This is a genomic window from Natronolimnohabitans innermongolicus JCM 12255 (assembly GCF_000337215.1).
Taxonomy (GTDB): domain Archaea; phylum Halobacteriota; class Halobacteria; order Halobacteriales; family Natrialbaceae; genus Natronolimnohabitans; species Natronolimnohabitans innermongolicus.
In genome coordinates this window covers 1-20,389 of sequence record NZ_AOHZ01000057.1, presented here as the reverse complement: position 1 = coordinate 20,389, position 20,389 = coordinate 1, and the positions used below count along the sequence as shown (strand labels likewise).

General features: G+C 65.9%; 17 protein-coding genes. 7 read left to right on the top strand and 10 right to left on the bottom strand.

Features of this window, described 5'->3' with window-relative positions; translation table 11 throughout:
* Positions 1-9: 9 nt before the first annotated feature.
* The 4 genes from C493_RS12395 to C493_RS23865 all read right to left on the bottom strand — a co-directional run bounded on the left by C493_RS12395 (position 10) and on the right by C493_RS23865 (position 3,778).
* Positions 10-1,830: a gamma-glutamyltransferase family protein gene (locus tag C493_RS12395; protein ID WP_007259789.1), complete on the bottom strand. Its 1,821-nt coding sequence runs from the start codon at positions 1,828-1,830 to the stop codon at positions 10-12.
* Positions 1,831-1,854: 24 nt separating this feature from the next.
* On the bottom strand, positions 1,855-2,781 hold the full coding sequence (locus C493_RS12390) for an ornithine cyclodeaminase family protein (RefSeq protein WP_007259788.1): 927 nt from the start codon (positions 2,779-2,781) through the stop codon (positions 1,855-1,857).
* Positions 2,782-2,851: 70 nt separating this feature from the next.
* Positions 2,852-3,253 (bottom strand): methylated-DNA--[protein]-cysteine S-methyltransferase, encoded by a 402-nt coding sequence (locus tag C493_RS12385; RefSeq protein ID WP_007259787.1) that lies wholly within the window; start codon positions 3,251-3,253, stop codon positions 2,852-2,854.
* Positions 3,254-3,298: 45 nt separating this feature from the next.
* Positions 3,299-3,778, bottom strand: a complete 480-nt coding sequence (locus C493_RS23865; RefSeq protein WP_007259786.1) for a hypothetical protein — start codon at positions 3,776-3,778, stop codon at positions 3,299-3,301.
* 28 nt (positions 3,779-3,806) lie between these two features.
* Between C493_RS23865 and C493_RS23860 the strand changes: the two genes are divergently transcribed.
* Positions 3,807-4,001: a hypothetical protein gene (locus C493_RS23860; protein ID WP_007259785.1), complete on the top strand. Its 195-nt coding sequence runs from the start codon at positions 3,807-3,809 to the stop codon at positions 3,999-4,001.
* Positions 4,002-4,688: 687 nt separating this feature from the next.
* Here the strand turns inward: C493_RS23860 and C493_RS12375 are convergent.
* On the bottom strand, positions 4,689-5,294 hold the full coding sequence (locus tag C493_RS12375; protein ID WP_007259784.1) for a hypothetical protein: 606 nt from the start codon (positions 5,292-5,294) through the stop codon (positions 4,689-4,691).
* 126 nt (positions 5,295-5,420) lie between these two features.
* On the opposite strand from C493_RS12375, the gene C493_RS12370 reads away from it, so the two are divergent.
* The gene (locus C493_RS12370; protein WP_007259783.1) at positions 5,421-5,855 is read left to right on the top strand and encodes a helix-turn-helix domain-containing protein; all 435 of its coding nucleotides are present in this window, start codon (positions 5,421-5,423) and stop codon (positions 5,853-5,855) included.
* On the opposite strand, the gene C493_RS24055 is transcribed toward C493_RS12370, so the two are convergent.
* Positions 5,856-5,990: a hypothetical protein gene (locus C493_RS24055; protein ID WP_007259782.1), complete on the bottom strand. Its 135-nt coding sequence runs from the start codon at positions 5,988-5,990 to the stop codon at positions 5,856-5,858.
* 142 nt (positions 5,991-6,132) lie between these two features.
* On the bottom strand, positions 6,133-7,797 hold the full coding sequence (locus C493_RS12365; protein ID WP_049889343.1) for a PQQ-binding-like beta-propeller repeat protein: 1,665 nt from the start codon (positions 7,795-7,797) through the stop codon (positions 6,133-6,135).
* A 197-nt stretch (positions 7,798-7,994) separates the two neighbouring features.
* On the opposite strand from C493_RS12365, the gene C493_RS12360 reads away from it, so the two are divergent.
* Together C493_RS12360 and C493_RS12355 are read left to right on the top strand one after the other, a co-directional pair.
* Positions 7,995-9,626, top strand: coding sequence for a tryptophan--tRNA ligase (locus C493_RS12360; protein ID WP_007259780.1), 1,632 nt, complete (start codon positions 7,995-7,997; stop codon positions 9,624-9,626).
* A gap of 197 nt (positions 9,627-9,823) precedes the next feature.
* Positions 9,824-10,996: a WD40/YVTN/BNR-like repeat-containing protein gene (locus C493_RS12355; protein ID WP_007259779.1), complete on the top strand. Its 1,173-nt coding sequence runs from the start codon at positions 9,824-9,826 to the stop codon at positions 10,994-10,996.
* Between the two features lie 167 nt (positions 10,997-11,163).
* Here the strand turns inward: C493_RS12355 and C493_RS12350 are convergent, their stop codons facing one another.
* Complete coding sequence (locus C493_RS12350) at positions 11,164-11,949, bottom strand: AAC(3) family N-acetyltransferase (RefSeq protein WP_007259778.1); 786 nt, start codon at positions 11,947-11,949, stop codon at positions 11,164-11,166.
* A 298-nt stretch (positions 11,950-12,247) separates the two neighbouring features.
* Between C493_RS12350 and C493_RS12345 the strand changes: the two genes are divergently transcribed.
* Positions 12,248-13,711, top strand: a complete 1,464-nt coding sequence (locus C493_RS12345) for a hypothetical protein (protein WP_007259777.1) — start codon at positions 12,248-12,250, stop codon at positions 13,709-13,711.
* Positions 13,712-13,763: 52 nt separating this feature from the next.
* On the opposite strand, the gene C493_RS12340 is transcribed toward C493_RS12345, so the two are convergent.
* Both C493_RS12340 and C493_RS12335 read right to left on the bottom strand, forming a co-directional pair.
* Complete coding sequence (locus tag C493_RS12340) at positions 13,764-15,431, bottom strand: histidine kinase N-terminal 7TM domain-containing protein (protein ID WP_007259776.1); 1,668 nt, start codon at positions 15,429-15,431, stop codon at positions 13,764-13,766.
* A 162-nt stretch (positions 15,432-15,593) separates the two neighbouring features.
* Positions 15,594-16,529 (bottom strand): UbiA family prenyltransferase, encoded by a 936-nt coding sequence (locus tag C493_RS12335; protein ID WP_007259775.1) that lies wholly within the window; start codon positions 16,527-16,529, stop codon positions 15,594-15,596.
* 445 nt (positions 16,530-16,974) lie between these two features.
* Here C493_RS12335 and pheS point away from each other — a divergent pair, with 445 nt between their 5' ends.
* Positions 16,975-18,501 carry a phenylalanine--tRNA ligase subunit alpha gene (pheS, locus tag C493_RS12330; RefSeq protein WP_007259774.1) on the top strand — a complete coding sequence of 509 codons (1,527 nt, stop codon included), beginning with the start codon at positions 16,975-16,977 and terminating at the stop codon, positions 18,499-18,501.
* Positions 18,501-20,213 (top strand): phenylalanine--tRNA ligase subunit beta, encoded by a 1,713-nt coding sequence (gene pheT / locus C493_RS12325; RefSeq protein WP_007259773.1) that lies wholly within the window; start codon positions 18,501-18,503, stop codon positions 20,211-20,213. The genes pheS and pheT overlap by 1 nt, the downstream gene beginning before the upstream one ends.
* The last annotated feature ends 176 nt before the right edge of the window (positions 20,214-20,389 follow it).

Below are 20,389 nucleotides of genomic sequence, written 5' to 3'. Positions count from 1 at the left end.
CCAGCCCGCTCAGAGATGTGTATAAGAGACAGCCTCGAGGTCGGCGATCACGTCCTCCGGGAACTCCTCCATCTCGAGTTCGTTCGCGGGCACCCAGGGATGATCGGTCGGCGGGAAGGCGCTGCTTACGAACCGCGGGTGATCGACGGCGCTCTGGGCGTCGTGGCCGAACTCGTGGACGTGGAGGAACTGCTGGGTCTGGCCCTGCGGCTGGGTGTCGACGCCGGTGTTGCCGCCGAGAACGTAGGGCTGGCCGTCGCGAAGCGCCATGTACGGGTTCGACGTGTGGCGAACCTTGTACCCCGGCTCGATCCGGTTGGGATCGTCCTCCTCGACCGAGAGCATCCGCATGCGGTTGTTGAGGTGGATCCCGGTGTCGCCGACGACGAGAAACTGCGCGCCCAGGCTGGTCGTCACCGCGGCCGCGTTGCCGTCCTCGTCGACGACGTGGAACGTGGTCGTATGGTCGGCGTCGGCCGCGTTCGCCGTCGTCTCCGACTCGAGACCGGTGTCGACGGGCCACTCCATCGCCTCCTCGGGGTCGATCCGGTCGGCCTGCTCGGCGCCGTAGTCCTCGTCGAGCAGGTCCTCGACGGGGACGTCGACCCGGTCCGGGTCGCCCACGTGGTGGTAGCGGTCCGCAAAGGCGAGTTTGATCGCCTCGGCCTGTGCGTGGACGGCGTCGGCGTCGTCGGACTCGAGGTCGTCGAAGTCGACCGCTTTCAGGACATTCAGGGCCATGAGCTGCGTGATTCCCTGGCTGTTCGGCGGGTTCTGGTAGACCTCGACGCCGTCGCTTTCGTCGTAGGTGATCGAGATCGGATCGACGATTTCGGCCTCGAACGCCTCGAAATCCTCGAGCGTGAGGTAGCCGTCCTCCTCGTCGGAGCGGTCGACGATGGCCTCGGCGATCGGGCCGCGATAGAAGTAGTCCCGGGCGGCCTGAATCGCCGCCGAGCGGGCCTCGTCGTCGGTTCCGTTCCCGTCTTCGTCATCGGTTTCGCCGTCGGCTTCGTCCAACTCGTCCTCGTACGCCGCCGCGAGCGCCTCGAACGTCTCCGCCATCTCCTCCTGATAGACCGTGTCGCCCTCCTCGAGGGCGTCGCCGTCGGGGCGGTAGATCTCGGCGGCCGCGGGCCGGCGGTCGATCTGGTCGGACCGGGTGCCGAGCCAGTCGATCAGCTCCGGGCTCGCGGGATACCCCTCGCGGGCGGTCTCGATCGCCGGCGAGAGCACCTCGTCGAGATCGAGTTCCCCGTACGCCTCGAGCCAGAGCATCCAGCCGTCCCACGCGCCGGGGACGACGGCCTGGTGCACGCCGTCCTCGCCCGCTCGCTCCTCGAAATCCTCGGCCGTGGCCTCGCTCCCGACGGGGCCGACGCCGTCGACGCTGGTCACCTCGTCGGCCTCGGCGTCGTAGTACAGCGCCCACGTGCCGCCGCCCAGCGCCGAGGAGAACCAGGGCTCGACGACCGACAGCGAGCAGGCGACGGCCACGGCCGCGTCGGCGGCCGTTCCGCCCGCCTCGAGTACCTCGAGGCCGGCCACGGTCGCGAGTTCGTGCTGCGAGACGACGGCCGCGGAGTCGACGTCGAACTCGGCTCCGTCCTCGTCGCCCGGATTCGCGAAGTCGGTACAGCCGGCGACGCTCGCGAGTCCGACGCCGGCGCTTCCCGCCAGGATCTCGCGGCGACGAAGGGATCCGTTCATGTTCGGGAACCGGTGCTCGAGCGCAAAAGGGAGCCGGGACGGTTCGACGCGAAGTGTGAGGTTGTCCGTCGTCGCGCCGTAAACGACGTCGTCTCCGGCGAGGAAATCGACCGTTTCCACACGAGAAACTCGGTTGCACGTCGGCTACGCGAACTGCTCGAGGAACCGCTTCCCGAGCACGACTTCCGTTCCCGCGAGGCCGACCGAGCAGAACAGCGTGGTCTCGTCCGCGCTCGTCCGTCCGAGGGCGGGCTCCTCGAGCGCGTCGGCGAGTCCGACCATCCGCTCGTAGTCCTCGCCGTTCACGAGATACTCCCGGTCGTAGGCGTCGACCTGCGGGATCGAGTCGGTCGCGATAACGTCGGCGCGGTCGACCACCTCGAGCGGGAGTTCGTGCGCGTCGGTGAACCGCGGCCCGATGGTCGTCACGTGGGTGTCGGCCTCGAGCCAGTCGGGATCGAAGACGGGCTCCTCGCTGTTCGTCGCACAGACGAGCGCGTCGGCCTCGCGGACGACGGGTTCGGGGTCGTCGACCGCGCGGACTGGCGGCTCGACCTCGCCGCCGGCCGTCTCCGCGAACGACTCGCGGCTCTCCGCGGTCGGACTGTAGACCAGCACCTCGTCGAACGCGCGGACCGCACAGGCCGCGCCGACCTGCGCTCGCGCCTGCGGGCCGCTGCCGATCACCCCGAGCGTCTCGCAGTCGTCGCGCGCGAGCGCGTCGATCGCGACGCCGCCGATGGCGCCCGTCCGGAGCCTGCCGACGGCGTTGCCCGTCAGCAGTCCCTCGAACGCGCCCGTGGTCGCGTCGAAGACGGCGACCAGTTGCGTGTGGTCCTCGCCGGCGCCATGTGTGTCGTAGACTCGAAAGCCGGCGACGTTCGCCGGTCCCGCGGCCGCGCCAGCGGTGAAGACCAGGTCGCCGTCGCCCGCCTCGAGCGACCAGCGCGGCGGGGCCTCGAGGGTTCCGGCGGCGCGCTCGGCGAACGCCTCGCGCATCGCGTCGACGACCTGTGCGTACTCGAACTGCGAGTAAATGTCGGCATCAGTGAGGATGGGAAATCCGGGCATGATCGACCATCGCACGGCAGGAATATAAATTTCCGAGAGAGACCGAGCGGCGATCGGAGGCGGACCTGCGCTACGGGTCGCTCGAACCCAGAATCGCGGCCCCTTCGTGCTCGAGCAGCCGTCGTTTTAGATCCAGGCCGCCGCCGTAGCCGGTAAGCGAGTCAGCGCCGACGACCCGGTGACAGGGAACGATGACGGGAACCGGGTTGCGACCGCAGGCCTGGCCGACCGCGATCGGCGCCGTCTCGAGTTCCGACGCGAGCTCGCCGTAGGTCCGGGTTTCGCCGGACGGAATCGCCGCCATCGCTCGCATAACCGAGCCGGTGAAGTCGTCGGGATACGCGACCTCGAGGTCGAACGCCGACCGCTCGCCGGCCTCGTACTCGCGGACCTGCTCGCGGATCGTTTCGGGGGAGGCGTCGATCCTCGAGTCGTCGACGTCGACGTCGTGGCCGAACGGTCGAATGCGCATGGACTGGACTCGGCGCCCAGACGGTTGACACTACCGCTTTCCCCGTTACTGATCGTCGACGACCGGTTCGTTCGAGTCGGTCGTCTCGAGACAATCGAACGTCGTCGAGCGTTCGTAGCCCCAGTCGTAGTCTTCGACCGTTTTCGCGTCGAGATAGTCGTTGGCGTCGAGGCCGCGGCTAGCGAGCAGACGAAGCGCCTCCTGGAGCGATTGCTCGAGGGTCCGCGTTTCTGCAGACGGCTCGAAGTCGATCACCGTCGTCTGCAACTCGTCGGTTGTGACGTCGTCCAGTACCTCGTCTGCGACGGCATCCAGCGGCTGGTGGAACGAATACTCCTCGCCGAAGTAAAAACAGTACATCACACGAGTTCCGTCGAGTTTGTGCCGGACGATGCGCGTCCGCTCGGAGGCTGCCTTCGCGAGTCGATGAACCGCGACGGTTTTCGCTCCGTACAGCGCCTTCTTGCGAACGGACGCGCGCTCGAGCACCGTCCCCCAGTCGATACGCTCGGTCGGCTTCGTCATCGAACCGCTTTGCGTGTCGATTGATCGTGTGTACGGCCTCGAGGACGGCGTCCGTCTGTGCCAGTGGGTCGAGCGCGTCGTAGTCGATATCCGGGTGTCGAGGCGGCGGAGAGAGATCGATATCTACGGACGCGACCTCGGGCTCTGTCGGCCAGTCTTCGAGGTCGTCGAGGAGTTCGACGCCGCTGAGCCGTCCGACCTCGAGCCGGTCAAATCCGCGTGACCGCGGCGTCGCCGATTCGGCGTGAAGCACGTACAGCGTCAACTTCGGAGACGACAGTGGAACCGGCGGTCGGTCGGGGATGTCGGTATCGGACGGCTCCCACTCCTCGATCAGGGGAGAGTCCTCCGGAAGCGCCTCGAGGTGGTCGAACGACCACCGCTCGGGGTCGGTCTCGTAGAACGCGTCCTCTCGGCTGGCCCACACCTCGAGTCGTCGGTCGGTGTTCGAGAACGGCTCGCCGACGGCGGCGTCGTCCGCGTTCCAGTGTCGTCCCAATCCGGTTCGCTCCCACTCCGAGGCCGAAAGGTGGAGTCCGCCGAATCCGGCGACGTTGAGCCCGCCGTCGACGACGTCGGCACGTTCGATGACGGCGTCGAAGTGCGAAACGGATCGTTCGACGGTTGGCGGCGTTCCGCTTCGGTACGGCTCTGTCGGAACCGTGAGGGTGTCGTCCACCAGAGAGAATCTGGCGGGGGTGCCGGTGTTCGTGACCAGTTCGTGGGCGATGTGGTCCGGTTCGGTTTTGCGATGCGACATCAATCCCGTGACGGTCGTCGTTCGTAATACGACAAAAACCTGCGCAGAATGACAGCAGGTCGTTCCGTTCGAGAGTCCAGACCGGAGGACCGACGAAACACCGGCAGGCGGATGAGTTTCCGTGGAGAGAAACGAACGATATCGCTCGAGTCACGGGATTTCGTCGATACCGTCTCGAAGCTCGTCGACGTCAGCCCATTCGTAAGCGTTGTCACCAGTCAGGAGGAGTTCGACGTGCGAGGCGGCCATTCCGTTCGCGTACTGTTCGCGTTCGGTTTTCTCGTCGAGATAACGCCGTTTCAGCACCCACACCTTCTCTCGGTAGGATGGTGAGAACAGCAGTCCGAGCTCCCAGACGTAGCCGCCGTCGAAATCCTCGATAACGGCGACGATGTGTGTCGCCCGTCCGCAGAGAATATCGAAGACGCGGGTCCACAGACGAATTTCCTCGGGCGTGAGACCGAAGTCCTCGAGTTGCATCGCGGTCGCGGGCGGATCAGTCCGTGAATCGAGCCGATCGTAAACGATCTCGCGTCGAGTTACGGCTCCCGACTCGCCGCCCGCACCGGCGACCAGATACCGTCGGTCGTGGCCCGTGATGCGGTCCATTCGGTCGCCGTTCAGCAGATCCTTGATCCGCTGGTGTTCACTCGGTGAGAGGCGTACGTCTTCGATTTCGTCGAGCAATTCGTCTTTGGTGGGGTACCCGTCACCGTCGGTTGCGGCCGCGCCGAAGGGAGCGTCGTCGCCGTCCATCGTCTGCTGGTCGTCTTACCAGTCGTATTAATTGTGTGATCTCTGTTCGATTGACGTGGAACTAGTTGTGGTACTACACTCATTCAGATGCAAGTGTTTATGACGATCGATCACGAATAGGAACGTATGAGGCCCGATACAGCGGTCGCCACCACGCAGGAACCTCGACAGAACGCGGACAACGGGTTCGATACGTGGCGAGCGCTCCAGAAGGCGACCGACAAGAAGCGAGCAGACATCCTCGCGGATATCGTCGGGCACCCGAAGGGCATGCCGAGCGTCGAAGAATTAGAGTACATGAACCCCCCGCTCAGCGACGACGCGATCCGCCGGCACCTGAAGACCCTCGAGGGAGTCGACGTCGTTCGGGAGCGCGAGTTCGAACCCGGCGAACGGCTTCGAGACTATCCGTACAAGTTCTACGAGCTCACCGAGACGGCCCGCGACCTGTTCGACCGGAACGGACTGTTCCCGGAGGACGCGTGGCGACGTCAGTATCGGGCCGTCGAAAAAACGGCCCGAATTCGAGAGATTGAGGAGATGCCACGCCCCGAAACGTGATTAGCCGATCTCGAGGTCGAGCGGCGACCGCTCGCCGGCCTCGTACTCGCGGACCTGCTCGCGGATCGTTTCGGGGGAGGCGTCGATCCTCGAGTCGTCGACGCCGACGTCGTGACCGAATATCCGAATCTGCATAGACGGCCGTTCGTCGCGGCGCGTCTTCACTTTAGGCTGAAAGTCAACACGCGCCCGATCGCTGGACGGCGTCGCGATCGGTGGGGGTGTGGAAATCGTTTCAGTGGCGATAGCAATCCGGCCGCGACCCGGATCGATCGGCTCACTCGGTCGATTCATCCGCCGTCGCTCGCCGGCGGAGCCACTCGAGCGTGAGACCGCCGCCGAGCAGCCCGGCACCGGTGGTGAATCCGGGCGTGCCGTCGGACTCGTCGGATGCGTCGGAACCGGACCCGTCGGCGGTTCCGTTCGACTCGGTGTCGTCGGTTCCGCGCCCCGTGCCCGGTTCGGTGTCGTCGTCGCGGTCGGTCTCGCCGTCGGAGTCGTCCGCCGACAGCTCGTCGGTGTCTTCGTCTCCCGGTTCGTCGTCCGTCGGTGCGTCGCCGCCGTCATCGTCGGTTTCACCGTCGTCGGTCTCGTCCTCATCGTCCGCTCCGTCAGCATCGGACTCGTCGCCGTCGTCGTCCGCAGACGGTCGAATAGCGACGAGTTCGTCGGCCGCGACGTAGAGCGCGTTCCCGCTGACGACGTAGGGAAAGCCCTCGCTCGAGGGGTCGAATCCCTCGAGAGGCGCGGTGGGAATCGACCACCGTTCGGATCCGTCTTCCAGGTCGATCCCGAGGATCGCCGACTCCGTGCCGAACTCGGCCGTCTCCTCGAACCCGTCCAGTTCTTCCTCGGAACCGGTGGGGGCGTAACTGACGACGGCGGTGTCCCCGACGATCAGGGGCCACTGAAAGAGGCCGTGTTCGCCGAAGTCGTCGTACGTCCACCGAAACTCCTCGCGGTCGTGGTCCCACGCCGCGAGGTGGCGGCCGTCCTCGGAGACGACGAACCGCACTTCGCCCGACGTCGCGAAGGCAGTCGACTCGACGAAGCGGTCCGCGGACTCGTCGAGCCGCCCAGGTCCGACGGGCTCGGCTTCGCCCTCGTACTCCGTCCGATGGGCCTCGCCGGCCGTGTGACCTGCTTCGAACCCGGACACGTAGACGCCGTCTGCGGTCGGAACGACGAGGTCACCACCCGTCCGCAGGTCCGTCGTCCACAGCCGATCGCCCGAGTCGGCATCGAGGGCGACGAATCCCTCGGGCGAGGTGGACGCGTAGACGGTGCCGTCGGCGACGGCAACGGGGTTCGACGCGAACGAGCGCACCTCTTCCTCGCCGTCTTCACCGTGTTCGACGAACGCCTCGAGTTCGATGTCGTCGTGGTGCCAGTCGATCGAGCCGTCGCGAGCGTCGACCGCGTAGAGCGACTCGGCGGCGACGGCGTACACCGTCCCGTCGGCGATCACCGGGTCCGTCATCGATCCGCTCCCGTTGACCGACACCTCCCACAGCACGTCGCCGTCGCGTCCGTCGAGCGCGGTCAGCCGCTCCCCGGCGACGAAGATCGCCTCGTCGGCGACCGCGGGCGTTCCCGTCGCGCCGGCCACCGTCGTCTTCCACCGCCGATTTCCGTCGACCGCATCGAGGGCGTGAAGCTCGTCGTCGATCCGCACGTAGACCCTGTCGTCGACGGCGGCGACGGCGTCGGATTCCTCGTACGCGTACGTCCAGGCGACCGTCTCCGGCTCCGGGAACGTGTCGGTTTCGACATACGCGGTGTTGGCCGCCGTGCCCCGGTACGACGACCAGCCGTTCGATTCGACCAGTACAGATTCACAGCACTCTTCGTCGGCACCGCTCGTCCCGACTGAAGCGAGCACCCCACCAGTAAGTGCTGCTGCCCCAGCGACCAGTACCGTCCGTCTGTTACGTTCGGCCATACGTCTCCCGTCGGCGAGCGACCTCGTTCTTATACGCGCGTTATGTCGATTTCCGCGGGCGAAACGGTAAGCAGACTGAATCCTGCGGGCGAAGCCGTGAGCGGACCGAACGGTCGTGGCGCGCGCCAGCGCGGTTCGAGACGGATCCAGCGGCGAAGCCGAAGGCTTTTGCGAACTGGCGCGCCAAGACGAATCTAATGACCGGAGACGACCCACTCGAGGAGCCGGAATTAGAGGAACCGACGACCGGGGAACCGGCGACGGATGGTGGTGAGCGATCCTCGTCGACGCTTCGTTCCGACGGTGGCGCTGCAGGCGCCGACGACGTCGCGCTGGACCCCTGGGGCTCCTCGAGCGTCTCCGATTACCGCAAGCTCTTCGAGGAGTTCGGTATCGAGGAGTTCGACGACATCTTAGACGAGGTGCCAAACCCCCACTACCTGATGCGCCGCGGCGTTATCTTCGGCCACCGGGACTATCACCCGGTCGCCGAGGCCCTCCAGAACGACGAGCCCGCGGCCGTCCTCTCAGGTTTCATGCCCACGGGTGATCCTCACATCGGTCACAAGCTCGTCTTCGACGAAATCATCTGGCACCAGGAGCAGGGCGCCGACGCCTACGGCCTGATCGCCGACCTGGAAGCCAACGCGGCCCGCGGGATGAGCTGGGAAGAGATCGACGAACACGCCCGCGACTACCTCCTCTCGCTGCTCGCACTCGGCTTCGACCCCGAGGAAGGCACGCTTTACCGCCAGTCGGAAAACCGCGAGCTACAGGATCTGGCGTTCGAACTCGGCGCCGACGCCAACTTCTCGGAGTTCCAGGCGATCTACGGCTTCGACGGCGAGACCGACGTCTCGCATATGCAGTCGGTCGTCACCCAGATGGCCGACATCCTCTACCCGCAACTCGAGGAGCCGAAACCGACCGTGATTCCGGTCGGGCCCGACCAGGACCCCCACGTTCGGCTGGCTCGGGACTTAGCCGAGCGGATGCGGTTTTTCAAGGTGAGCGAAGCGTACGCCAGCTTCGAACTCGAGGACGACGAGCGCGCGGTCGTCGCCGACTTCTACGACCGCCTCGAGCCCGCGGACTTCGACGACGACACGCTGCGCTGCGTTCATGTCGCCGAGGCCATCGAAGAGACACCGCTTTCCGACCTTGCGGTCGGCGCCGACGTCCTCGATTCGGTGCTGACGAAGTTACGCGAGGCCGGCATGGAGCCGGTCCGGCCGCGCACCCGGTTCTTCGATCGGCGAGCGACCGAGGACGCCTTCGACGCGCTGATCGAGGCCGTCGACGGCGAGAAACGCGTCTACGAGAACCACGTCGACGCCTTCGACCTCGAGCGCGGCGAGGCCGAGGAACTCGCCCGCGAGGTCGAGGTCGACCACGGCGGCTACGGCTTCCGCCCGCCGTCGTCGATCTACCACCGCTTCATGACCGGCCTGACGGGCGGGAAGATGTCCTCCTCGATTCCGGCGAGCCATATCTCCTTGCTCGACGACCCCGAGAAGGGGTACGACAAGGTCAAAGCCGCCTCGACGGGGGGTCGCGAGACCGCCGAAGAACACCGCGAGAAGGGCGGCAAGGCCGACGAATGTCCCGTCTACGAACTCTACGCCTACCTGCTCGCGAGCGACGACGACGAGTTCGCCAAGCGCGTCTACGACGAGTGTACGAGCGGCGAGCGTCTCTGTGGCGACTGCAAGGAACAGGCCGCCCAGCTCATGCGCGAGTTCCTCGAGGACCACCAGGAGAAACGCGAGGAGGTCGAACAGCTGCTCGAGGACAGCGAGATCGAACTCGAGTCGCCGCGACGACGATAGGGCGAGCGCTGCGGGGCGATCGAACGGTCGGTTCGGACAGTGCCGAACTCGAGGATCGGCGTCCCGGCCTGCACTCGTCAATCGGTCAATCGTTTCGACGATAATCGATACTTACAGGATATCCATACGGTCGATGCGTCAGCCTGACGTCCGGTAAGACGACGGATAATTAAGTTCGAATAGATGGTCGCTCGCGTATGAAACTCGGATCGACCCGCGGCGAGACCGTCTACGCGACGCGCGGATTGACTGTCGGGCACGTGGCGCCGGACGGCGAGTTCGTCGCGCACGGAACGTTGCCGAACCCGGATATCGATTTCGAGGGCAAGCAACGCGTCAACTACGGGCCGCTGAACCGATGGTGGACGAAACGGCTACTCAATCGACTAACCGGCTGGTACACGACGACGAACGTCTGGCCGGTCGCCGACGACGTGCTCCTCGCGACCGTCGGCCACCACCTCTATCGCTCGACCGACGACGGCCACTCGTGGAGTCACGTCTACGAACTCCCCTTCGACTCCGGTCCCATGGGCGCGCTTCCGACCTCCGTCTGCGTCGCCGACGACCGCGTCTTCTTCGCCGAGTACACCTTCGAGGAGGAGCCCGCACGCATCCTCGTCAGCGACGACGACGGCGCCACCTGGGAGACCTACCTCGAGACGGACGACCGGCGTCACTTCCACGGCATCTACTACGACCGGTACTCGGGGACGATCTGGGCGACAACGGGAGATACGGACGCCGAAAGCGCCATCGGCCTCCTCGAGGACGGCGAGTTCCGTCCGATCGTCGAGGGGAGCCAGCAGTGGCGAGCGGTCGAATTGACGTTTACTCCCGAAGCGATCTTCTGGGGGATGGACTGTTCGTACGCCGAGGAGGTGCGACTGTACCGACTGTCGCGGTACGAGATCAACGGGTCGAATCCCGAGCCGGGACCCGAGCAGATCGGCGTGGCCGACGCCTCGGTCTACTACGCCGAGACGATCCCGGTCGACGGTGAACACTGGGTGGCGTTCGCGACGGCCGCGGAGGTCGGCATCGACGACACCTCGCCGGCCGGATCGGAGAACACCTGCTCGCGCTCCGCGCGCGTCCTCGCCGCCGGTCCAGAGTCGGACTACGAGAGCTGGTACGAACTCTGCTCGTTCGAACGCCAGCGGACGCTCAACGAACACATCTCCAGTCTCCCCCACGCCAGCGCGTACGTCTACCTCGAGTCGACCGACCGCGGTGAACTCCTCGTGAACCCGTTCAACACGACGAACCGCCACGGCGAGGTGCTCTCCATCTCGCCGGACGAGCTGGCCACGGTGACGGAGCAGACCGAATCGGACCGCCGCCTCGAGGAGCCGCCGCAAGCGATCTGACGACTCTCGCTTTTCGAGCCGGACTACCGACCCGTTTTGCCTCGGTATATTCGTTGACTGTCGACTGTCAACCGCCGCCGCTCCGTGACAGACTCTAATGATCAACGGTGATAAATAACGGCGATCAGTGACCGAAACGAGAGACTACCGGTCTGTACCGACGACTATCAGGTAACCAGATAGTACGGATCGTCGGCCATCTGCGTGCGGACGAACTGATCGACTTCCCGAATCGGCGTGACGTACAACGGCAGCCCGTTCAGGTCGTAGGTCTCGAGCACGCCCGCGTTCTCGAGGTCGCGCTGGAGTTTGAGTTTGTTGAAACTCCAGAAGATACTGTCGTAGTAGTTGGTGTCCTGTTCGATCTCGGTCGTCTCGCCGTCGTCGTGCATCACGCCCTCGAACGTCTGCTCGACGGAGTAGGGCGCGCCGTACTTGGCCTCCATGTGATGGAGGTACGAGCACTTCCAGTGTGGCGTTCCGATCGCGGCCAGCAACACGTCGTCCTCGTAGAGCTGTTCGAAACAGCCGTCTGCCGCGAAGGTATCGCGGTGCGTGCAGTCCTCGAACCGATACTCTCCCTCGACGAGGATCGACTTCACCGGGTCGCGCGTCCGGTAGTCGGCGTCCTCGAGGAAGCGTTTCGAGAACGTCCCGTGCATCGGCAGCGAGTGCTGTCTGTCGTAGACGCCCGACTCCCGAAAGTAGTCGGTGAAGCCGGGTGCGAGGACCGACTCGAACTGGTCGGTCAACTCCTCGCGAAGCACGTCGTAAGGGTTTCCGTCGAACGCCGCGTTGACGTCGCTCAGACCCGCGTGGACGAAGAGTTCGTCGTAGCTATCGTAAGACTCGAGGACGTCCGCGAGCCGCCGTCTGTCGCTGCGACTGACGCGGCGCGGACGCTTTTCCCACGCCTTGTTGACAGCGATCGTCGGCCATCGAGTGAGCTTCATCGAGAACCAGCAACAAGACCAGTAAAAATAAATAATCAGTTGGTATCGGGTGACTGTTTCGAGCGGCGGAACGTGGTAAATACGGACTACTCGAGGACACCCGCCGAGTGAAGCGTCTGCGCCGTCAGAAGTCGTCGGTAGGGCGCTGGCAGTGTAGCGGTCCCTCACTGATCGGATAAGAGGACCATACCGCGGCGCAGTCCGACGGTTCCGAGGGATTTCCGGCGGATCGCTCCGTCGATTTTTCGACGTGTAGGCGGGAGAAAGCATATCCGATGGCGCGGAGTAGGTCGGGGCGATGACTTCCGGCCGAGCAGGCGATCCGGACCGCGACGTCGTCGTCTGCGCCGACGTGCTCGGGTCCTTCGGCGTGACGCCTGACGACGTCCGCGCACAGCGCCGGGAGTACCGGACGACGATTCCGCCCGGACAGGAAGACCGCTCCCTCGAGTCGGTGCTCGCGGACGTCCTCGCCGACGCGCGCGACCGGACGGCCACGGTCCGCCGGCTGATCTGTCGGAGCGACCGCGGGCTCACCTGTTCGGCTCGCTACGCCCAGCGGGCGCTGGGTCGGGAACTCGAGGCCGTCTTCGCGTCGGTCGACTGGTCGCTCGAGTGGACGCGCACCGGACCGGCGGCGAACGGTCGCGACCGGCTGGAACTGGCCGCGACGGATCCGAAGGGGCGGCGACGGGAGACGACGGTTACCTACCCCGAAACGCCGCTGGCCGACGACAACCTGCCCGCCGTCCTCCGTGCGGTCGACGAGCGACTGCTCGCGGGAACCGACGCGACCCTCGTCTTGCTCTCGGCGGGAACCGACCGCTGGCGGGCCGCCCTCGTCGAGGCGGACGAACTCGAGACGCTCCGCGATCGGTACGGCGAGCGCCTCGCGGCGTTCGACCGACCGCTGTTGCCGGAGTACGGACTCGAGGCGTACGCTCCGGACGACGGAACGTCGGTTACTGGGAGGGATAGCGGAGCGTCGAGGTCGGACGGCGCGTCGACAGCGGTCAGAGCGGACGACGACGGACCGTGGCCGCAGTGGGCCGTCGAGCGCGCCGATCGCCGATCGAACGTCCTCGAGTACCGCGTTTCGACCGACGACGGCAGTGTCGATGGCGATGGCGATGCGGCCCCGAGCGACGACGGCGGCGACTCGGCCACGGTCGCGTCGCTCATCGACGAAGCCGAACCCGAGAGCGGGGGCGGGAACGAGAGCGAAGCCGGCGGGTTTCGTCTGCAGGGCGGGTCGCCGACGGTTTCGCGAGTGTCCGACGACGGGAGCGTCGACGCCTCGCCGCGGGACGCCGCGGCGTCGATACTCGAGGACGAACGCGAACGGGCGGCTTCTCGAGACGAACCGAACGACACCGACGCGGGGAGCGACGATGCGGACGACGACCCCGAGGACGACGGCTTCGGAACTCTCACGGGGACGACGAAGACGACCCGCGTGACCAACGATTCTTTCGGTACTGGCGAGGAGTTCGCGACCGAGAACGACCGGTATCGAGCGCTGGGGGCCGCTCTCGGAGCTGGCGGTGCGGTCTCCGTCGAGGGCCTCCTCGAGGACGACGAGTTCCTCCCCGAACTGCCAGCCTCGGGACCGAGCGAGACGCGAATCGAGTTCGAGGAGCCGTTCGATCCCGCCGAGACGACGACGGCGGCGAGCGCCGAACGGGACGGCTTCGAGTGGGTCGACGCCGGTGAACTCGAGACGACGCGACTCTCGGGCGGGGGCCGGAGCCGCCGCGATTGATCGCGGAACGGCGGTCAGAGAAGCGCCGCGGTCAGTCAGCAGCGGCCTACTATCAGTCGTCAGTCGATCGCGGCGGCGTCAGTACCGGCACCTCGACGATAACGGTCGTGCCGTGGCGGCCGTCGGTATCGAAGCTCACCGCTCCGCCGGCGATTTCGGTCCCCCACTTGGCCAGCCAGAGGCCGAGCCCGCTGCTGTGTTCCAGCGGCGTCTCGGCCCCGCGCTCGAGGATCGTTTGCTCGTAGCCGTCGATGCCGGGGCCGTCGTCCGTAACGTGTACGCGGACCCGATCGCCATCGTCCGCGGTCTCGACGGCGATTCGGACGGTCGCGTCCGCCTCGGGGCTCGGATCGTGTTCGATACCGTTTTCGACGAGATTCGTAAACACCGGCTCGAGAACGCCGTCGACGTGGACGTCGTCGACCGGGTCGCACTCGATGCGAGCGTCCGGGTACTCCTCCCGGACCGGCGCGAGCGCGTCCTCGAGCAACGACTCGAGCGGGACGGGGTCGGCCGGTTCGTGGGCTCGATCGAAGACGTCGGTGATCTCTCGAGCCCTCGTCGCCAGCAACTCGATTCGCGCCGCGCTGTCGGTGATTTTGGCGGCGGCCCCTCGATCGTCGTCGTCCGCGAGGAGCGTCGCGTAACTGCTGATGACGTTCGTTTCGGTGCGAATGTTGTGTCGAAAGACGCGGTTCAGAACCTCGTGGCGCTGTTGCTGTCGGACGTGCTCGCTGACGTCGTGAAACGTGATGACGCGGCCGATCGTACGGTCGCGGACGTCCGTAATCTGCGTGACGGTGACGTCGTACAGTCGATCGTCGTGGCGGCCCGTGACGCCGCGTTGCTCGGCCGTCGGATCGTCGGTTTGGACGAGTACGGACTCGGGTGCGACGACTCGGATCGGCTGGCCGAGCGCGGATCGTCGCGACGTTCCGAGGATCGCCGCACCGGATTCGTTGATGTCGACGATAACGTCGTGAGCGTCGATGACGATGGCCCCGTCGGGGAGTTGCTCGAAGAGGAGACGGCGGGCGCGGGGGGTCGGCGACGGACTCGCGCCGAACAGCTGAAACCGGGTTAGCGCGCCGAGATAGGCGACGCCGGAGATGGCGAATCCGACCGGCGTCGGATCGAGTCCCGGCACCGGAATCGCCCCGGCGAGAAAGAGGGCGTTAGCCGTCCACGGCGCCAGGATACCGACGAGAAGCGCGGCGCTTTGCCCGCGGAACGGACGCGAATCGTGCCAGATCAACTCGAGAAGCGGGAGCGCTCCGAGCAGTCCCAGCAGGTACGTGTAGGCGGCGATTACCCAGAACCACGGCCCGGGGTCGCGAGTGAGATACAGCGCGCCGTTCTCGCTGACGAGACTCGAGTCGGTGTAGAGCAACGAACTGTCCGCGAGCGCGAGCGCCACGGTGATCGCCGGAACGATCGAGAGGAGCGCGACGTAGCGCGGCTGAACGTAGCGGTCGCGGCCGGTGTACTCGAGCGAGAAGAACACCCAGGCGACGGGGATCGCGACGACGCCGATCCACCTGACGTTCGCCCAGAACAGTTTCGCGTCGAGCGTCGACGCCTGAAGATCGAAGACCAGAAACGCGGACCAGAGACATTGGCCGGCGAGCAGGGCGACGAGCGGGACGGCCCCCGGTTCGGGCCGTTCTCGCCACGCGAGAAGCGCTGCGGCCGTGCCGATCGCGACGGTCACGAGAAGCACACCGGAAAGAATCGTAGGGGAGAACACCGATATCGGTGGATAGCCCCGTTAGCTATTAAACGTACAGGGAAACGCACCCGCGAAAAATGTCATCGAGCGGTCGTTCCGAACCGAGCGGGAGTCGTCGTCGTGGTTATGATTCGAAAGCGAGGTCGCCTCGAATCACACCGCGACGGCGACCACGAGTGCGGCGAAAACGACGAGATACTCACACTCGGCGGCCCTGGCGAGCAATCGCTCGTTCTCGTACCGGCCGACGAACGCGGTGACGCCGAGCGAGTAGGTGAGTCCGGCGAGCAGCGGAACGGCCAGAATCGGCGTGAGATAGCCGGCGGAGACCGCGGCGATCACCAGCCCGGCCGTCGAAAGGTCGATTCCCGTGAGGATGTGTCGGGTTCGATCGACGCCAAACACCACCGGGAGCGTCGAGACGCCGATCGCTCGGTCGCCCTCGACGTCGCGGACGTTCGGAATCTCCGTGTTCGTGAACACGCGCAGGAAGAAGTACACGAAGACGAACAGCGTCGTTCCGGTTACGGCGGCGTCAGCGAACGCGAGCGGGAGGAAGGTGAGCGTCACGGCCCACGCGAGTGCGACGACGATCGTATTGACGAGGAAGACGTCCTTCAGCCGCCGAGCGTGTCCGCCGCCGCCGGGGATCCAGTCCGTCGCGTACCACACCCAGCACACGCCCGGGAGCAACGTGATCCCGAGCGCGAGCGGGCCGCCGAGCACCGAGAGTGCAACGGCCACGCCGTAGGCGATCGAAGCCAGCACGTACAACACTTCGCGGTGTCGCCTGACGAACGCCGCCTGACCGGGATTCGATAGCGCGTCGGTATCGGCGTCCGCGAGTCGATCGTTCGCGTAGATGGCGAACACGGTCAGGCCGACGACGAGCGCCGCCGGAGTCGGCGGCAGGTCGAGAATGACCGAGACGACGACCACCTCGGCCATCGCGATCAGCGCCAGATACGCCGAACTGTACATCAGTGCGTTTCGGAATCGGTTCGTGCTCGAGCGAAGCGAGACTGGCAGGGCGCCGTACAGCGCCGCTAGCGTCTTTCCGTCGTGCGATAGCAGTTGTTTTCGTTCCATATGTCTCTCAGTAGCGAGAGCGATCGGCGAACGAGTCGGAGAGTCGGCGTTCGACTCGCCACCATCCTCTCGTACTGAATACGTCGCCAAGCCGAGCTAATGTAAGTATGGTCACAGATATACAAACGTCGCCGGAGCGAGACCGTCGGTCATCACCGAAACACGGCCAGGCTCCCGTCGACGCAAGGTTTTTGCGCGTGCATTGAGAGAGCGAAGATATGGCATCCGAATCCCGCGTTCGGGCCGGTATCGGCCGACGACCGCCGCGTTGCAGTCGTGGATTCGGGTTCGTTTTCGGACGGTGAGTTCGGCTCGGTGGACCCGCGAGCACGCCACCCGTGTGCACGCGGTGAAACCGACCGTCCCGTACCTCCTGGCGGAAACTCGCCGGGAGGGGAGTATCGGAACCGCTAACTGATCGACACGCAGCCATACGAACAAGCGAATGCAACTTCCAGCACAACAGGTCGCGGTCCTCGAGGCCGCGAGCGCGGACGAGGCGACGTCCGTCGACGCCCTCGCCGAGGCGACCGATCTTCCGCCCGAGACCGTCACCGGGGCGGCGTTCGAACTCGAGTCGGACGGTCTGGTCGCCGTCGAGGAACGCGTCGACGAAACAGTGGCCCTCACGGACGAGGGAGCGGAGTACGCCGACGAGAGCCTTCCGGAGGTGCGACTCTACGAGGCCGCCCTCGAGGCCGACGCCGACGACGATTCCGCCCAGATGGGACCGGTGATCGGCGCCTCCGGGCTCGAAGGGCCCCAGGTCGACATCGCGCTCTCGAACTACGCCCGCAAGGGGTACGGCGCGATCGACAGCGGCGAGATCACGGCCGACCCGGACGCCGATCCCGGGGCGGACGCGGAGGCGAACGCCCTCGAAGCGCTCGCCGACGCGGGCGACGCGCCGGTCGAGAGCGTCGACGTCGACGACGACACGCTCGAGCAACTCGAGCGGCGGGGCTTGCTCGAGCGCACGGAGTCGACCGTTCGTGCGGTAACGCTGACCGAACGCGCCGTCACGGAGCTGATGGCCGGGATCGAAACCGCGGAGACGGTCGGGCAGGTCACGCCCGAACTGCTCACCAGTGGCGAGTGGGAGAGCGTCGAGTTCGCCGAGTACAACGTCGAGGCCGACGCCGAGGCGGTCGAAAGCGGAAAGGTTCACATCCTCCGCCAGATGTCCGAACGCGTCAAGGACGTCCTCGTCGGCATGGGCTTTCAGGAGATGGACGGTCCGCACGTCGACGCGGACTTCTGGATCAACGACTGTCTGTTCATGCCCCAGGACCACCCGGCGCGGACCCACTGGGACCGCTTCGCCATGGAGCAACCCACTCACATCGACGAGTTACCGGCGGACCTCGTCGAAGACGTCGAGCGCGTCCACCGCGAGGGGCTGGGCGAGGACAGCGAGGGCTATCACTCGCCGTGGGACGAGGACTTCGCCCGCGCGCTCGCGCTTCGGGGCCACACGACCTCGCTGTCGACGCGCCACCTCTCCGGCGAGCAGATCGGCGAGATCGAACCGCCAGCGCGTTTCTTCAGCATCGAGAAGGCCTACCGAAACGACACCCTGGACGCGACCCACCTCCTCGAGTTCTACCAGATCGAGGGCTGGGTGATGGCCGAGGATCTCTCGGTGCGAGACCTGATGGGCACCTTCGAAGAGTTCTACGCCCAGTTCGGCATCGAGAACATCCAGTTCAAACCCCACTACAACCCCTACACCGAACCGTCGTTCGAACTGTTCGGCACCCACCCCACGACGGGCGAACTGATCGAGATCGGTAACTCCGGCATCTTCCGCGAAGAGATGTTAGAGCCGCTGGGCGTCGACTGCGACGTGATGGCCTGGGGGCTCGCCCTGGAGCGATTAGCCATGCTAACGACCGGCGCGGAAGACATCCGCGACCTCCACGGCACGCTCGCCGACCTCGAGTTCCTGCGGAACGCGGAGGTGACCTACTGATGCCAACCGTCGACATCGACCCCGACGAACTGCGCGACCTGACCGGACGCGAGGAGAAAGGCGACGAGGAACTGAAAGACGACCTGTTCGGCCTCGGCCTCGAGTTCGAGGGCCTGACCGAGGACGGTGCGTTCGAACTCGAGTTCGCACCCGACCGCCTCGATCGGCTCTCGGTCGAAGGCGTCGCGCGCTCGCTGCGGTATCACTACGGCGACGCCCGCGGCCTCCACGTCCCCTCGACGAACGACGCCGACTGGACCATCGAGGTCGACGAGTCCGTGCCCGACGAGCGTCCGTACGTCACCGGCGCCATCGTCCGCGACATCGACCTGGACGAAGACAGTCTGGACTCGCTCATTCAGCTCCAGGAGAAGCTTCACGCGACGATGGGGCGCAAGCGGGCGAAGGGCGCGATCGGGATTCACGATCTGACCATGTTGAAGGGCAGTCCCGCCACGGAGGGGAATCCGACCATCGAGTACGTCGGCGTCGAACCGGACGGAGACCGCTTCGTCCCGCTCGATTCGGACCAGGAGCTGACGCCCGCCGAGGTGCTCGAGGAGCACCCGACCGGACGGACGTACGCCGATCTGGTCGCCGACTACGAGCGCTATCCCGCGATCTACGACGATCTCGGACTGTTCTCGTTCCCGCCGGTGATCAACGGCCGGCGAACCGAAGTGTCGGCCGACTCGCGGGACCTGCTCGTCGAGATGACCGGCACCGATCAGTGGACGATCGACAAGATGCTGAACATCGTCTGCTACGCGCTCGCGGGCCGCGGTGCCACCCTCGAGGCGGTCACCGTCGAGTATGCTGACGGTGAGATCGTCCGTCCCGACTTCTCGACGAAGACCAAGACGGTCGCCCACGATCGCATCGAGACGATCCTCGGCATCGGACTCGACCCCGACGAAGTGATCGATCTGGCCGAGCGCTCGGGCCTCGAGGCCGAGCGGGCGGAAGACGACGAGGGGGATCTCGTCTACGAGGTCACTATCCCGCCCTACCGCGTCGACGTCCTCCACCCGCTCGACGTCATCGACGATCTTGGCCGGGCCTACGGCTTCAACGACCTCGAGCCGACCTACCCCGACGTGGGGACCGTCGGCGGCCGCCACGAGCGCTCGCGACTCGAGCGCGCCGCGCGCACCCAGCTCGTGGGGCTGGGCTTCGAGGACATGCTAAACTTCCACATGATCAACGAGGCGGAGAACTACGAGCGGGTCGACCTAAAGCAGGGTACCGACGCCTACGGCGCCGGCGAGCCGACGACGATCAAGGAGGTCTACAGCGAGGATTACACGATGTTGCGGACGTGGACGCTCCCCTCGCTGCTGATGGTCTTAGAGCGCAATACCCACCGGTCGTATCCCCAGTACCTCTCCGAGATCGGTTTCACCGCGCGACTCGACGAATCGGAGAACACCGGCGTCGGCGAGAACCGCCACGTCGGCGCCGTCCTCGCGAGCCACGACGCCGGCTACGAGGACGCCAAGGCGCGCCTGCAAGCGCTCTGTCGACAGTTCGACGTCGACCTCGAGACGCCGCCGACCGACCACCCGACGTTCATCGACGGCCGCACGGCCGCGGTCGTCGTCGACGGCGAGGAGGTCGGCGTCATCGGCGAAGTCCACCCGAAGGTGCTCGTCGAACACGACCTCGAGGTGCCCGTGGCGGCCTTCGAATTCGATCTCGAGGCGCTACAGTAGGGCCGGTCCGCGAATCTCGTCCTCGAGCGCGTCAGACTCGACACGTGAGGTGATCGCGGACCGGGCGCTGGCACCGCTCGCAGATCGCCGCTAGCTGGCACATCGTCGCCAGAACCGGATACGACCGCGGACGATCGCCGTAGAGCGACTGTCTCTTATACACATCTCTGATGGCG